The sequence below is a fragment of the Bacillus massiliglaciei genome (assembly GCF_900098925.1).
Lineage (GTDB): Bacteria > Bacillota > Bacilli > Bacillales > DSM-1321 > Peribacillus > Peribacillus massiliglaciei.
On record NZ_LT622358.1, the window covers coordinates 296,072 to 310,812 of the forward strand.

A 14,741-nucleotide genomic window follows, 5' to 3' on the forward strand; every position below is an offset into this window, starting at 1 on the left:
ATAATGAATAAGGTGAAAAACAAGAGTTTAGTTTAGATCGTGATCTTGGAGGGAAATTCGTGAAAATTACAATACATGAAGCAAGTCAGTATGTAGATCAGGAAGTAACGATAGGAGGCTGGATTGCCAATAAGCGTTCCAGCGGAAAAATTGCTTTTCTACAGCTCCGCGACGGAACGGGTTTTATGCAGGGAGTTGTTGTGAAGGCTGATGTGGCGGAAGAAGTTTTTGCCAATGCGAAATCGGTTTCGCAGGAATCTTCCGTATTCGTAACGGGAGTTATCCAAAAGGATGAACGCTCTCCATTCGGGTATGAGATGCTTGTACATAATCTTGAAATCATAAGTGAGTCTGTGGATTATCCAATTACGCCAAAAGCCCATGGCACGGAGTTCCTGATGGATCACCGTCATTTATGGCTCCGTTCAAAAAGGCAGCATGCAGTTATGCAGATCAGAAATGAAATTATCCGGGCTACTTATGAATTTTTCAACCAAGAGGGCTTTGTAAAGGTGGATCCGCCGATTCTGACTGGAAGTGCTCCGGAAGGTACAACAGAGCTTTTTGCTACGAAATATTTTGATGAGGATGCCTATCTGTCACAAAGCGGTCAGCTTTATATGGAAGCGGCAGCGATGGCACTGGGTAAAGTATTCTCATTTGGTCCGACATTCCGTGCGGAGAAGTCAAAAACTAGGCGCCATTTGATTGAATTCTGGATGATAGAACCAGAGATGGCTTTCTATCAATTCGATGATAATTTAAAAGTGCAGGAGGAATATGTTTCTCATATTGTCCGCTCTGTTTTGGAAAATTGCGGACTGGCCCTCAAGACACTTGAGAGAGATACAGCTAAATTAGAAAAAATTAAAGCGCCTTTCCCGCGCATTACGTATGATAAGGCGATTGAATTCCTTCATAAAGAAGGCTTTACTGATATTGAATGGGGAGACGACTTTGGGTCGCCGCATGAAACAGCAATCGCTGAAAGTTTCGATATGCCTGTATTTATCACCCATTATCCAACATCTCTTAAGCCATTCTACATGCAGCCAGATCCTGAGCGTCAAGAGGTCGTATTATGTGCAGACCTTATTGCCCCAGAAGGGTATGGGGAAATAATTGGCGGTTCAGAGAGGATTCATGACTATAGCAAGCTTGAAGCGAATATCGCGGAACACGGGCTGGATGAAGAAGCCTATAAATGGTATATGGATTTAAGAAAATACGGTTCTGTTCCGCATTCAGGCTTTGGCCTTGGTCTTGAACGGACTGTAGCATGGTTAAGCGGAGTTGAGCACGTCAGAGAAACGATTCCTTTCCCTCGTCTGCTTAACAGATTATATCCATAAAAGTTTAGTTTTTCTCAGGTTATCCATGGCTTTTGCCTTGGATAACTTTTTTTGTCGCATTTGACTAAGAAGGATGGAACTCTCTTATTTTTCCACCCTTGTATAGCATACTCGCGGCCGTCTATTTCTGTTATACTTATACTGAGGTGTCGATTCATATGAAAAAAAATCAATTATATGCATGGTTCAAGGAAGGAAACATAACGGTTCCATCCTTTTTGCTTGTACATTACAGAACGTTGGGGTTAAATGAACAGGAGCTTGTGCTGTTGCTTCAGCTTCAAAACTTCATTGATAAAGGTCAACCCTATCCGGCACCTTCGCAGTTATCCGAAAGAATGTCACTGCAGGAAGAAGATTGTGCTTTCATGATTCAGAAGTTAATCCAAAAAGGCTACATCCACATAGAAGGGGAGAACAACCAAGAGTACTATACTCTTGATTCACTTTATGAAAAAATGCTCGATTGTTTTTTGAAGATGCAAAATAAAATTGAAAATGAAGAGACGGCAGAAACGGCCAGCAGTCTTTATACGGTTTTTGAAAAAGAATTTGGAAGGCCGCTCTCACCATTTGAATGTGAAACCTTGGCCATGTGGATGGAGGATGATCATCAGCCGGACATAGTCAAGGCAGCTTTAAAGGAAGCGGTTGTTTCCGGAAAACTTAATTTCCGGTATATCGACCGGATTCTTTTTGAATGGAAAAAGAGCGGGATAAAAACTCTTGAACAAGCCCGGGACCATTCCCAGAAATTTCGGGCATATCAGCGAAGAGATAAAAGAGAGGCCCCTGAGGAACCGTTGAAAGATGTGCCTTTTTATAATTGGCTGGAACAGTGATACGCTTTAAAGGAGAAATAGTATGTTGAACAAAACTCAGATTCGGTTTTGCCTTGATAAAATGGGGGAAATGTTTCCTGATGCCCATTGCGAATTAAACCACTCCAACCCCTTTGAATTGGTTATAGCGGTGGCTCTTTCGGCGCAATGTACGGATGTACTCGTAAATAAGGTAACGAAGGATTTATTCCAGAAATATAAAACCCCTGAAGATTATTTGGCTGTTCCTCTTGAAGAGCTGGAAAACGATATCCGTTCAATCGGCTTATATAGGAATAAGGCAAAAAATATCCAAAAATTATGCCGGCTGCTTCTTGATGAGTATCATGGCGAAGTCCCAAGAGATCGGGATGAAATGACTAAGCTTCCGGGAGTAGGGCGCAAAACAGCGAATGTTGTTGTTTCAGTCGCTTTTGATATCCCTGCCATTGCTGTGGACACTCATGTGGAGAGGGTGTCTAAAAGACTGGGGATCTGCAGGTGGAAGGACAGTGTACTGGAAGTTGAAAAAACATTGATGAACAAAGTTCCGAAAGAGGAATGGTCTGTGACACATCACAGGATGATATTTTTTGGCAGATATCATTGCAAGGCCCAATCTCCGCAATGCGGCGAATGCCCTTTACTTGAAGTGTGCAGGGAAGGAAAGAAAAGAATGAAACGGAAAAGGGACGGGAAATGACTATAAGTAATCTCGAGGTTCCGTACTTCATATTTCATCCTTTCTTTTATGAGGAGCCATCAGTTCTTTTGAACCCTGCCCTTTTTCAGGAATGGCAGAACAAGAGTCTGGAAGGTTATTTTCCTTATGAAATTCTGTATTATCTTGAAAGGGATGCCTATAGACCATGGACTCATGTACAGGGACATGTTCCGGAACTTTTGCTTCAGTGGAAGCAGCTGAAGGAAATTTGTTTACAGTATCATAAGAACCGTCAAAGTCAGAAGGCAGGGAATTTGCTCAAGCAGGGGACAGCGCTTTTTATTTCTGCCCTATTTTGGATGAATCGGAAGCCTGTTGATTTCGCAGATTTTGACAATGATTTGGTAAACCTCACGTATAAACCATTTAATGCAAATGAGCGGCTGCAATTTATTTTAAAGTATCCTAACTTATATCCTGCTTTTATTCAGGTGGGGGAGCTTTTTCTTGAGTTGGAAAAAAGTTTTTCCATTATGGAAATAAAAAGAAAATAGACCGATAAAAAAGCCTGAGCGATTTCGCTCAGGCTTTTTTGCAGGGGATTAATTGCTATCATCATTTGGATCTGAATCTTGGCCGCCTTCTTGCTGAGTATCCCCAGGATTGCTGCCAGTATCATTTCCATTTCCCCGATTGTTATTGTTTCCATTATTTTCATTTCTGCTGTTATTATTACCGTTGTTTATATTGCCATTGTTGTTCCCGTTATTGCCGTTATTTTCATCAGGACTGCCATTGTCAGGAGCAGGAAGTCCATTATTTTGATCGTCCTGGTTGCTGTTATCTCCGGCTGGATTTTCATTTTCATTCTCATTTTCATCCGGTTCTTCCGCTTCTTGCTCATTCTCATCCGGCTCTTCCATTTCTTCTTCATTTTCATCCGGCTCTTCCGCTTCTTCCTCGGTCTGTTCCGGAATCGTTACAGATTGCTTAGCCGGATCACTGCGCTGGCCATCTAATATAGCGGTAACACTGAAACTGTATTTTTTACCCGGCTGCGGATCTTTTATGCTGAAGGATGTATCGCCGGAAACAGACAATACTTGTTCCCCGCCGCCCTCAATGGAAACTTTTGTTTCAAAGTCAGGTGACCCCTCATCTGAATAATTCCAAGAACCATGAATTTCTTGTTTTTCTTCATCATAAGTGACACTGAAACCGCTTGGTCCTTTAAGCTTAGTGAATTCTTTTGTTACCTGGGTCGGTTCGTGGCCCTTAACAAAATACTCTGATGAAATGCGGTCCTTCGGTGTGTATTGATTAGCTTTTACGGCAGGATTAGATCCTTTTACAATATCCACTTTCACGACACTGTCCGGTTTTGTGAAATCTTTTGTTTCCTTTCCGGTGGCCATATGCTGCATGATATTTTTGAACAGGTATTTCGGAATCCGCTGTGAAGAATCACCAAGGTATTCCATTTTTTCTCCTGCTTTGTTTTCATAGCCTGCCCAAATGGCGACTGTGTAGTTCGTTGTATAACCTGTCATCCAGCTGTCTTTAACTCCGTTTGAAGGAATGTTATTTTGAGCTCTTTGTTCAGGTGTGAAATTAGTTGACCCTGTTTTTGCTGCTGCAGGAAGTCCTGGGACTTTTCCTAGGCGGCCGGTTCCATAATCTTCATTTAGAACACTTTTTAGCATATCCGTCACGATAAAAGCTGTAGAATCTTTCATAACGGCTTTGGATTCCACTTTATTTTTAATGGTTGTCTTATCACGAAGGACGATTTTCGAAACAGTATGCGGTTTGTTATAGATACCTTCATTACCGAATGAGCTCATCGCACCGGCAAGTTCAAGAGTTGAGATATCCTTTCCACCGCCAATGGCAGCTGATTCAACCATATCTTGAGGGAAAGGGATGCCCAGTCCGACCGCGAATTCTCTAGCCCTGTCCAGACCAACTTCTTGAAGTGCTTTTAAGGCCGGTATATTCAGAGATCGTGCAAGCGCCTCTCTGGCCGTTACAGTTCCGTAATGGCTTCCTGAAGCGTTTTTAAGCGGAGTGCCATTACTGTAAGAATAAGGTTCGTCCTTGATTGGCTGATACGTAGACCAGTTTAGATATTCTACAGCCGGACCGTAATCGATAATCGGCTTAATGGTAGAACCTGGTGAGCGCTTGGCATCAGTCGCAAAGTTGAAGCCGCGCTTTACTTTCGTGTTTCTGCCGCCGCCGATTGCCTTGATTTCACCTGTTTTAGTGTCAAGCAGGGTGATACCAGCCTGTAGTTTTTCGCTAGGATATTTTATAATATCATTGCTGTTCAGCAGTTTGTATACATACTCCTGTGCATCCTTATCGATGGTGGTATGAACTTCTAGACCATCTGTAAAAATGTTATAGTCGCCCATTCCTTGTACTTCTTCAATGACTTGGTCAATATAGGCATCGTATGGTGTAGTATCTATTTGACTTGTGTCTTTTTCGATAATCCCCTGCATGACAGGGATGGCTTGCGCTTTCTTCATTTCTTCTTCACTGATGAATCCATGTTTGTTCATCAGGTGAAGAACTACATCCCGCCGTTCTTTCGCCCGTTCAGGGTGGGTATACGGATTATATCTTGAAGGGCTTTGAGGCAGTCCGACAAGCAAAGCAATTTCATTTGTTTCAAGATCTTTTAATTCTTTCCCGTAATAGGTTCTGGAAGCAGTCAAAATACCATTTGCACGGTTGGCAAAGAATATTTTATTGACGTACATTTCAAAAATTTCTTCTTTTGTATATTTACGTTCTAATTGAAGGGAAAGCCACATTTCCTGAACTTTCCTTTTAATGGTCTTGTCAGGTGTCAAATAAGAACGCTTGACAACTTGCTGTGTAAGGGTGCTGGCTCCTTGAGAACCAAATCCGCTGGTGAAATTCGCCAGGACAGCACCGCCTAAGCGGCGAAAGTCAATTCCGGAATGCTCATAAAATCGAACATCCTCTGTGGCAAGAAAAGCATTTTCTACTTTTTTTGGTATGTCTTCGTAGTTCACATAGTCACGATTTTCTGTACCGAGTTCAGCCAATACTTCTCCGTTGCTGTCTAATATTTTAGAAGAAACCGGATCTTTAAGCAGCTTCTCATCCAGCTCAGGTGTACCGCTGACATAGTAGGCGAAAGTTGCTCCGCCTGCAATCAGTCCGATAATGCCGATTGTCAGCAGAATGAGAATGACACGTTTGAACAGATTCCTTGGCTTTTTCGATTTTTTGCCGGAATTATTTTTAGGCGCATTTTTATCACTAGATTTTGCTGCCATTTTCCGGCGTTCTTCTCTTGTTTTATATTCTTCAGCCATTACAGCTACCTGCCTTTCTAAAACAAACTATTCATGTTCCTTGATCAGTAAATCTATTACCTTAATATAGTCAATTCTTGGCTGAAAGCCAAGCGGAATTTTCCATGAGTTTTCAATAACCTCCGTTAAGCTGATTGATTTTCGGCCGCCTTCTTTCATTCTTTGCCAAAAAGAAGAGAGATGGACTGCTTCCATCAAATAGAGGTCATCTGTTAAGGAAAATCGGATAATAACAAAAGCAATGCCTCCTTGGCTGACAACGTTATTCATATGGATCACTTGGTGCTCATGAAAGTTCTTTAATGGGAAAGAACTTGTATTTCTCGTCTCTTTCGCCTCGAAATCAATATATCGGCCTTTGTATACGCCATTATAGTCTGTCGTGGACGCCTGCTTGAAATACGCTTCTTTGATGACGGCAGCACTTCGTTTAGGATAATGCACATTAACGATTTGAATTGGTGTAGGCTTTTTATGGATGACGGCAATCCCATTGGCAAGATAGTACTTGTTTGTTTCGTTAAGGTCGTCTTCCAATGTTTTTCCGCGATTGCTGTAACTCATTTTTTTGGGCAGGCGATTTTGTATCTCCTTAGGTTTCGAAAGAAATTTTCGTCCATTAGGATAGTGAAAGGCCAAAATACCCCCTCCTTTTTTTTACCTATCTATGATAGCAAAAAAAGTAAGAGAAAGGTGAATAAAATGAACTTTTCATTCCTTTTGTGACGTTTATTTGACAACAATATCACCAGCTGCTGAAAACGGTTATACAGGCAAAAAAGAAGGCGGGGAGGTCAGGCGATAAAGAATACCGAAAAGAAATGAATTTTATGGGAGCAATATATAAGAATAATAAAGGAATTCTATGCAGCCGGTATGGCCAGCCATTTTATTTTCTGCGTTTTTTTGTTCTTAAGAAACCCGGGAGCTATTTCTGTATAGCTAAAAAAACAGATGCAGCGTTTGCAGCACCTGTTTTTTTTAGCGACTTTATTCTGCCGGGCGGTTCTCGCCAGTAAGTTTTGGATTTCCTTGGCCAGCTTTCGTTTTCGGAGGTTTCTGCTGCTTTTGCTGTTTCTGCTGTTTGCTGTCTTCCGATCTCATTTATTTCACCTCCCTTTATCATTATTCTTCTAAATGGCGGTAAGTATGTCGAAGGGGGATTGAAAAGATGATATTTCCACTTTCTTTGCCGAGACACTACTACTTTTGTCAAGGATGAAGGTCTGCGAAAAGGAAAAGCGAATAGTACAGGTATCAAGAGGAGGGATCGATATGGGTAAGAATTCCGAGGATACTCAAGAAATACAGGCAATGATAGATGAGATTAGTGCCAGTCTTGACCGGTTGGAAAAGGAATACTTGCATACGGTTAATTTCAAACGCTGTAAGATGTGGGCAGAACAATATTCTTTAATACATGCCGCCCAGGAAGCGATCGATCAAGCGGAATCCTCGTTAAATTGGGTCATTGGGGGGAGCCATCCTCTTTCTGAAAAACCGAATCGAAAAGAGCTGTCAATCAAGGCGGAACCTAAATTAGGATATTGATGCAATTCCAACTATTAATTAAAATAAAGCTGTTGGTATTATAGGTGATTTACCGGGATAATATGAGGCGTATGGTTTGCTTAATGTCCCCGTGTTGACCCAAATTAAAAGTATAGTGAAGGGGGAATAAGACTGCCCGCTGCTGCGTCCTAAAACGAAGGACACTTCTCAAAAAAATTCTTTGTAAGAAAATACAACGGATCTTTGAATCCTATACTTTTAATTATGCAGCCTAAAATGGCTGCATTTTCTTTTGTACAGCAATAAATTATAATAAAAGAAACAGGGAGGGACAGCCATGGAACAGCATAAGGAGCTTCATAAGCTGACGAAAAAACTTTTGGACTATACGAGGTCTATTGATGAAAAATATGAAAACGTAAGAAGCGATGGCAAAGAACCTGATTTTTATTCAGAGGTTAAACCATTTGCTGACCAGGTAATCGATGACTGCAAGACTTGGGAAAAAGGGATGAAAGGCTGGATGGCTAAGGAAAGTTTCCGTCATCTGTACCCGAGCCAAATCGAACAGACAGCAGGCAATTTAGCAGATGTAGCTGTTCAATGTTTTTTTCCAAAAACTAGTTATAAAAGATTTAAAAGCCATATTCAATCAGTCAGGTTTATTCTTCAAAATACAGAGGATGAAATATCTAAAAAAGTGGAAGAGGAATAAGAATCGTTCACTAAAGCTGGAGGCTATACATATTTTATAGAAGTGAATGTGTTAGAGAGGAGGGTTTGCAAGTGTTTAGACCAGAAAGCAATAACGGTTACCTTCTTCCTGATATGCAGGGTTACGGAAATAACTTCCCATCGCAACATGCATATATGCCTCCTGCGGCAAATTATGGACCGATGCTGCCTTATCCTATGCCTTATAATCACCATGATCCATCTATGCAGCCCCAGCCATTTCCAATAGAAAATCATTATAATCCTGCCTCTTCCGTGCATAATCAGCCGGCACAGAATCCGTATCAATCTTATCCTCAGCCGGCACAGCCTGTCGGAATGATGATGCAGGGCCAAATGGGGCCAGCTGTGAATACTGGTCTTCCTTTATCTCCTAAGGGGCCGTCACAAGTGAATTTTTTTGAAAATCCCCTGCAGTCATCAGTGAAAAGTGCAAAACAATTCCAGCCGCCATCTTACAGTCATCCCTATCCAAAGCAGCAGTTTATGCAAAAACAGCCGTCAGGATTCAAAACGGTTATAAACCAGTTTAAAACCCAGGACGGATCGATTGATGTGACAAAGATGATGAACACCGCTGGCCAGATGATGAGCACCTTCACTCAGGTATCCAGCATGGTTAAGGGAGTAGGCAGTTTCTTTAAAATAGTATAAAAGAAAGCAGGCTGTCTGAGTCGGCCTGCTTTCTTCTATGAGGGGAACGAAGAGGTGAGGCATTGCCCAGTTTTATGAATCCTCAATTCGTATTTGATTCCCTTTCTTTTTTGGAAGGAATAGACGAAGTACTCCATCTTTGTGGCTCGCCCTGATTTTTTGGTCATCGATCGGTCTTGCCAGCCTGATGGTTCTGGAGGTTACACCGGAAGAGTGATGCCTGTGAAACAACCCTTGATTTTGGTTGATCTGTTCAGCGGTTTCTTGATGCTGAATGGAAATGGTGACCGCCTGCGGCAGAAGTTCAATGTTGATTTGTTCTTTTTTTACTCCGGGAATGGCCGCGACGATCATATAACCAGCCTCATTCTCGGATAATTCTGTTTGGAAGCCCCGTGCCGTTGCTGATGAGCCGAAGAAATGATCCAAAGACTGCAGAATTCCTTTTCCGGGCCTCTTATCGGTAAACAGCCGGTCCATTGAATTCATGAATTGGCTGAAGGGGTGTTGGGCATGATTAAGACTTTTATTATTATGCTTATCTGAAGAGGACATCGTGCTTCTCCTTTCAAATCGAATCTGCATTCACATATTCAGCCTATGTCTGAATGACGGGAATGGTTCATGGCACGCTGTTTATACAAAAGAGATAGTGGGAACATATTAAAGAAAATCCAGAAGGAATGAGGGGTAAATATGCCACAGGCAAAACAGCTTTCGTATACGGACAGCGGGACTGGAGATGTTCTTTTGCTGATTCACGGTTTTTGCGGCAGTCAGAAATATTGGCAAAAAATTGTACCATTACTGAATCAGGATTTCAGGGTCATCACGGTAGATTTAAGAGGACATGGCACAAATAATGCTGTTGGAGAAAGCTTCACGATTGAAGATTTAGCTAAGGACATTGCTGCATTTCTGTCGGAAGAAGCCATAGAGAAGCCGGTTGTCTTCGGTCATTCTCTCGGGGGTTACACAGCTCTTGCGATGGCTGAATTATATCCTGATCTTCTGCGCGGTTTTTCGCTTGTTCATTCTACAGCATATCCGGATGATGAGCAGGGAAAAGAGGAGCGGATGAGATCCATTCAGACAATTGAGGAAAATGGGATGACAGTATTTGTTGATAATCTTGTTCCAAAGCTATTTGCCGACTCTGATTCGCCTGAACAGCAAGAAGCGGTTCAACTGGCCAAACAGATTGGTTTAGAAACGGATAAGGAGGCGGCTGTCCAAACCTTGCTGGCAATGCGTGACAGAAGAGACAGAAATGATGTGTTTCAGAATACGAATCTGCCTGTGCTGCTTGTAGCGGGAAAAAAGGACAAAGTCATTGCTCCTGAAAAGACATTCTCTGTGAAAAGGCCGAATATAAAGGAAGCTGTATTGGAAGAAAGCGGACATATGGGAATGCTGGAAGAACCTGAGAAGCTGGCGGAAACCATCAGGAATTTTGTTCATTCCTTATAAGCAGACAGCAGGAGACTGAGTTTCCTGCTTGAGATGGCCTTTTGTCTTTTTGAGATTTTTTTAGGTATTTTATGGACTGATTTTAAGCAAAATGCTCTTCGAGTATTCTATTTTAGACCATAGCCGAAGCTTGCCATGTCCAATTGGCAAGCTTCTTTAAATTCATAGCAGCAAAAGTAAGCATCGCCTGCATGGACAATTTTTTAATGATCCTGTGGTACAAGTTGCTCTATTGTAATCATTTCAATTTGTTCACGTTCACTTATTTGATTTTTCGGCACCCTATCCATTCACCTCTGATTTAGTGCAGCCGGCGACTCCTGCGGGAAAAGCGTGAAGGCCGATACCCCGCAGGAGCAAAACGACGAGGAGGATTGGGCCACGCCCGCGGAAAGCGTCCGCCGAAACTAGGCAAACTCGAAATTTCTAGTTTGTCAACAGTCTGCAGCAGGAGACTTAGTTTCCTGTCCTTTTTTGTGCAAGATTTCTGGATAATAATAGTTTCCTCTTTTTTATCGAACGTTTATTCGTTAAAATAGGAGATAGAGGTGAGTACATGAAACTTCGTAAGAATTTACAGGAAATGATCTTGGAATTGAAAACAGAACAAAGCTGGAAAGAAAATATTGTACACTGGCATGAATTGGATGCTAAAAGCGCCATGACTGTTCCTTTTCCTGAAAATATAGATAATAAAATTATTGAGGCACTGGGCAGGAGAGGAGTTAAAGAGCTCTATACCCATCAGGCGACAGCTTATATGAATGCTTCCCAAGGCAGAAGTCTTGTTGCCGTAACTCCGACAGCATCAGGAAAGACATTATGCTATAACCTTCCTGTCCTTCAAAAAATAATGGAAGATGAATCTTCGAGAGCTCTGTATATCTTCCCGACCAAGGCGCTGAGCTATGACCAAAAAAGTGAACTGAATGAAATGATTACAGAGATGGATGCAGCGATTAACAGTTATACATATGACGGGGACACGCCATCCAATATCAGGCAAAAAATCAGGCAGGCCGGTCACATTGTGATCACGAATCCGGATATGCTGCATTCAGGAATTTTGCCCCATCATACCAAATGGGTTTCCCTGTTCGAAAACTTAAAATATGTCATTATTGATGAATTGCATATCTACCGGGGCGTTTTTGGCAGCCATACTGCTAACGTTATCAGGCGCCTGAAACGCATTTGCCAGTTCTACGGGAGTGATCCTGTATTCATCTGTACATCTGCAACGATTGCCAATCCTAAAGAGCTGGCAGAGAATTTAACGGAAAAAGATATGGTGCTGGTTGATAATAATGGTGCACCAAGCGGAAAAAAACATTTTGTCTTTTATAATCCGCCGGTGGTCAATAAAGCGTTGAACATTAGAAGAAGCTCTGTCTTGGAGGCCAGGAAGCTGGCTATGGAGTTTCTGAGGAACAAAATCCAGACCATTGTGTTCGCAAAGAGCCGGGTGCGGGTAGAAATATTGCTTAGTTATCTGCAGCAGCTAGTCTCAAAACAGCTTGGCCCTAAGTCCATTCGGGGCTATAGGGGAGGATATCTCCCAAAACAGAGAAGAGAAATTGAAAAGGGCCTGCGTGAAGGAAGCATTTACGGAGTTGTATCAACGAATGCTTTGGAACTCGGGGTTGATATTGGACAGCTGCAAGTATGCATCATGACTGGCTATCCGGGGTCTATTTCGAGTGCCTGGCAGCAGGCAGGAAGAGCCGGGAGGCGGCATGGAGAGGCTTTGATTATCATGGTAGGAAGTTCTAATGCTCTCGATCAGTATATGGTGCAGCATCCGGATTATTTTTTTAACCGGAATCCTGAAACGGCAAGGATTAATCCAGATAATCTTGTCATACTGGTCGATCATATTAAATGTGCAGCGTATGAGCTCCCTTTTAAAAAAGGCGAAAGCTTTGGGAAATGCGAAATTGCGGACATTTTGGAATTCCTGACAGAAGAGCGTGTTCTCCATCAAAACGGGGATAAATGGTATTGGATGAATGATGCATTTCCGGCAAGCAATATCAGCCTGCGTTCAGCTTCCCAGGAAAATGTTGTGATTATCGATCAGACAAATACTCCTCACAACTTAGTCATTGGTGAGATGGACCGCTTCAGTGCGATGACTCTGCTTCATGACGAGGCGATTTACCTGCATCAGGGAACACAGTATCAAGTAGAGTATTTAGATTGGGAGGAAAAGAAAGCTTACGTCCGTGAAGTGAACGTTGATTACTACACGGATGCGAACCTTGCCGTGAATCTGTCCGTCCTTGAAGTAGACAGGCAGAAAACGTTTCGGTCTACGGAAGCGGCATTTGGCGATGTTTCGATTGTTGCGATTCCTACAATCTTTAAAAAAATTAAATTCGAGACACATGACAATATTGGTTCTGGCCCGATTACCCTTCCGGAGGTGGAGCTACATACGAGCTCTGCAATGATATCTGTGGAAACCGGGATGTTTGAATGGGATGAAAACAGGATGGAGCAGGGGCTGATCGGCGCAGCACATGCCCTGAATGCCATGATACCGCTCTATGTTATGTGTGACGCATATGACATTCATGTTTATCCGCAAGTAAAGGCATCCCATAATGATAAACCGACTATTTTTATTTATGACAGCTACCCTGGAGGGATTGGCTTAAGCCAGAAGGTATATGAAAATACAGAACTTATTCTGAACGAAACAAGGTCAATGATTGAAAATTGTCCTTGTGAGAATGGCTGTCCTTCCTGTATCGGAACTGATACGGCTACAAAGACGGCGAAACGGGATGCCATCCGTCTTCTGCGATTATTCTGCCAGGAGCATAGTGAAATATAAGATTAAGGTAGGGTGAAGGAGAATTGTCTTTAAAAAATAAACTAAGCCGCCTGAAAACGCATATGAATCTTGAAGCAATGCCTGCAGCTCCTGCTCCTGCTGAGGTATTTGCTGGAGTGGAAGTGCCGTTTAAGGATAAATGGCTTACGAACCATACCAGGGTATACAGTCTGGATGGTTCCTATTGTTTTATCAGGGAAGTCCGATATCCGCTGCAGCACAGACATGGCCATTATTCATTTTCAGATCTGGAAAAAATTATCTCAGCTTGGAATACATCGTCGTTAGAGCACCCTCTTTCTTCTAAAGGGAATAAAATAGATGAACTGTTCTTTTTTGATACGGAAACTACAGGGCTCGGCGGAGGGACGGGCAACCAAATTTTCATTCTAGGCTACGCCTTTTTTGATAAGGACAGCATTGTGGTCAGGCAGCATATTCTGCCTGAACCAGGGAATGAAATTCCTCTCTATCACAGTTTTTTGGAGCAAGTCAATTATGAAACGCTTGTGACTTATAATGGGAAAGCATTTGACTGGCCCCAGTTAAAAACAAGGCATACCCTGATTAAGGAACATGTCCCCAAACTTCCTGACTTTGGGCACTTTGATTTGTATCATGCTTCCAGAAGACTGTGGAAAAATAAGCTGGAACGGGTGAAATTGTCTGCTGTTGAGAAGGAAATAATGGGGGTGGTCCGTGAAGATGACATCCCCGGCTATTTGGCTCCGATGATTTATTTTGATTTTGTGGAAAGAAAAGATCCTGAGATCCTTTTTGGCATACTGAAGCATAATGAATGGGATGTCCTGTCATTGATCACGCTGTATATCCATCTATCAAGGCAGATTTTGCAAATGGATGGATATAATGAGGAATCGATAGAAATCGCCAACTGGCTTTCCTATTTAGGCAGAAAGGCAGAAGCGGGGCAGTCATACGAGGAGATAATCAAAAAGGGAAATATTTCTGACAGAATGGCTGCCAGTCATGCACTGGCTTTTCAGAAAAAGCGAGAGGGCCGATATGAATCAGCTTATGAGTTATGGTCATTAGTTGCAGCGGATGGGAACGACATGCAGAGAATGGAAGCTGTCATCGAATGTGCCAAGCTGCTTGAACATCAATTTAAAAAGAACCAAGAATGCCTGGTCTTTGTTTCTGCAGCATATCAGGCATCAGCTCAATATAAGGAAGGCAAGAAATTGCAAAAGTATCGAGAAGATTTACTGAAGAGACAGGAGCGGCTGAAGAAGAAATGTTTAAAATGGACATAGGCGGAAGCCTGCCTGCATTCGACAAATAGATGACTGTATACCCCGCGCTTGTCAAAATAGGTAT

13 protein-coding genes are annotated in these 14,741 nt (G+C 42.3%); 10 read left to right on the plus strand and 3 right to left on the minus strand.

Translation table 11 applies throughout. The features are described 5' to 3' along the window. Window positions 1–59: 59 nt before the first annotated feature. The 4 genes from asnS (at window position 60) to BQ4305_RS09890 (ending at window position 3,391) form a co-directional block, all read left to right on the plus strand. Entirely contained in the window at window positions 60–1,352 is a 1,293-nt protein-coding gene (gene asnS / locus BQ4305_RS09875) for an asparagine--tRNA ligase (protein WP_110927646.1), read from the plus strand. 158 nt (window positions 1,353–1,510) lie between these two features. Further along, window positions 1,511–2,194, plus strand: coding sequence for a DnaD domain-containing protein (locus BQ4305_RS09880; RefSeq protein WP_110927647.1), 684 nt, complete (start codon window positions 1,511–1,513; stop codon window positions 2,192–2,194). A 22-nt stretch (window positions 2,195–2,216) separates the two neighbouring features. Continuing rightward, entirely contained in the window at window positions 2,217–2,876 is a 660-nt protein-coding gene (gene nth, locus BQ4305_RS09885) for an endonuclease III (RefSeq protein ID WP_110927648.1), read from the plus strand. Further along, window positions 2,873–3,391, plus strand: a complete 519-nt coding sequence (locus BQ4305_RS09890; RefSeq protein WP_110927649.1) for a YpoC family protein — start codon at window positions 2,873–2,875, stop codon at window positions 3,389–3,391. The genes nth and BQ4305_RS09890 overlap by 4 nt, the downstream gene beginning before the upstream one ends. A 48-nt stretch (window positions 3,392–3,439) precedes the next feature. Here BQ4305_RS09890 and BQ4305_RS09895 read toward each other — a convergent pair whose 3' ends face one another. Both BQ4305_RS09895 and recU read right to left on the minus strand, forming a co-directional pair. After that, window positions 3,440–6,190 (minus strand): transglycosylase domain-containing protein, encoded by a 2,751-nt coding sequence (locus BQ4305_RS09895; protein ID WP_110927650.1) that lies wholly within the window; start codon window positions 6,188–6,190, stop codon window positions 3,440–3,442. Window positions 6,191–6,217: 27 nt separating this feature from the next. Beyond that, window positions 6,218–6,829 (minus strand): Holliday junction resolvase RecU, encoded by a 612-nt coding sequence (gene recU, locus BQ4305_RS09900; RefSeq protein ID WP_110927651.1) that lies wholly within the window; start codon window positions 6,827–6,829, stop codon window positions 6,218–6,220. Window positions 6,830–7,465: 636 nt separating this feature from the next. Here recU and BQ4305_RS09905 point away from each other — a divergent pair. From BQ4305_RS09905 to BQ4305_RS09915, 3 genes are all read left to right on the plus strand, one after another. After that, window positions 7,466–7,741 carry a hypothetical protein gene (locus BQ4305_RS09905; RefSeq protein WP_110927652.1) on the plus strand — a complete coding sequence of 92 codons (276 nt, stop codon included), beginning with the start codon at window positions 7,466–7,468 and terminating at the stop codon, window positions 7,739–7,741. A 298-nt stretch (window positions 7,742–8,039) separates the two neighbouring features. Next, window positions 8,040–8,417 carry a YppE family protein gene (locus BQ4305_RS09910; protein ID WP_110927653.1) on the plus strand — a complete coding sequence of 126 codons (378 nt, stop codon included), beginning with the start codon at window positions 8,040–8,042 and terminating at the stop codon, window positions 8,415–8,417. A gap of 71 nt (window positions 8,418–8,488) precedes the next feature. Continuing rightward, on the plus strand, window positions 8,489–9,091 hold the full coding sequence (locus BQ4305_RS09915) for a YppG family protein (RefSeq protein ID WP_234396923.1): 603 nt from the start codon (window positions 8,489–8,491) through the stop codon (window positions 9,089–9,091). A 72-nt stretch (window positions 9,092–9,163) separates the two neighbouring features. On the opposite strand, the gene BQ4305_RS09920 is transcribed toward BQ4305_RS09915, so the two are convergent. Beyond that, window positions 9,164–9,646, minus strand: a complete 483-nt coding sequence (locus BQ4305_RS09920; protein WP_199880641.1) for an Hsp20/alpha crystallin family protein — start codon at window positions 9,644–9,646, stop codon at window positions 9,164–9,166. A 141-nt stretch (window positions 9,647–9,787) separates the two neighbouring features. Between BQ4305_RS09920 and BQ4305_RS09925 the strand changes: the two genes are divergently transcribed. The 3 genes from BQ4305_RS09925 to BQ4305_RS09935 all read left to right on the plus strand — a co-directional run bounded on the left by BQ4305_RS09925 (window position 9,788) and on the right by BQ4305_RS09935 (window position 14,677). Continuing rightward, window positions 9,788–10,561, plus strand: a complete 774-nt coding sequence (locus tag BQ4305_RS09925; protein ID WP_110927655.1) for an alpha/beta fold hydrolase — start codon at window positions 9,788–9,790, stop codon at window positions 10,559–10,561. A gap of 556 nt (window positions 10,562–11,117) precedes the next feature. After that, window positions 11,118–13,400, plus strand: coding sequence for a DEAD/DEAH box helicase (locus BQ4305_RS09930; protein ID WP_110927656.1), 2,283 nt, complete (start codon window positions 11,118–11,120; stop codon window positions 13,398–13,400). A 23-nt stretch (window positions 13,401–13,423) separates the two neighbouring features. Further along, window positions 13,424–14,677 carry a ribonuclease H-like domain-containing protein gene (locus BQ4305_RS09935; RefSeq protein WP_110927657.1) on the plus strand — a complete coding sequence of 418 codons (1,254 nt, stop codon included), beginning with the start codon at window positions 13,424–13,426 and terminating at the stop codon, window positions 14,675–14,677. Window positions 14,678–14,741 lie beyond the last annotated feature (64 nt).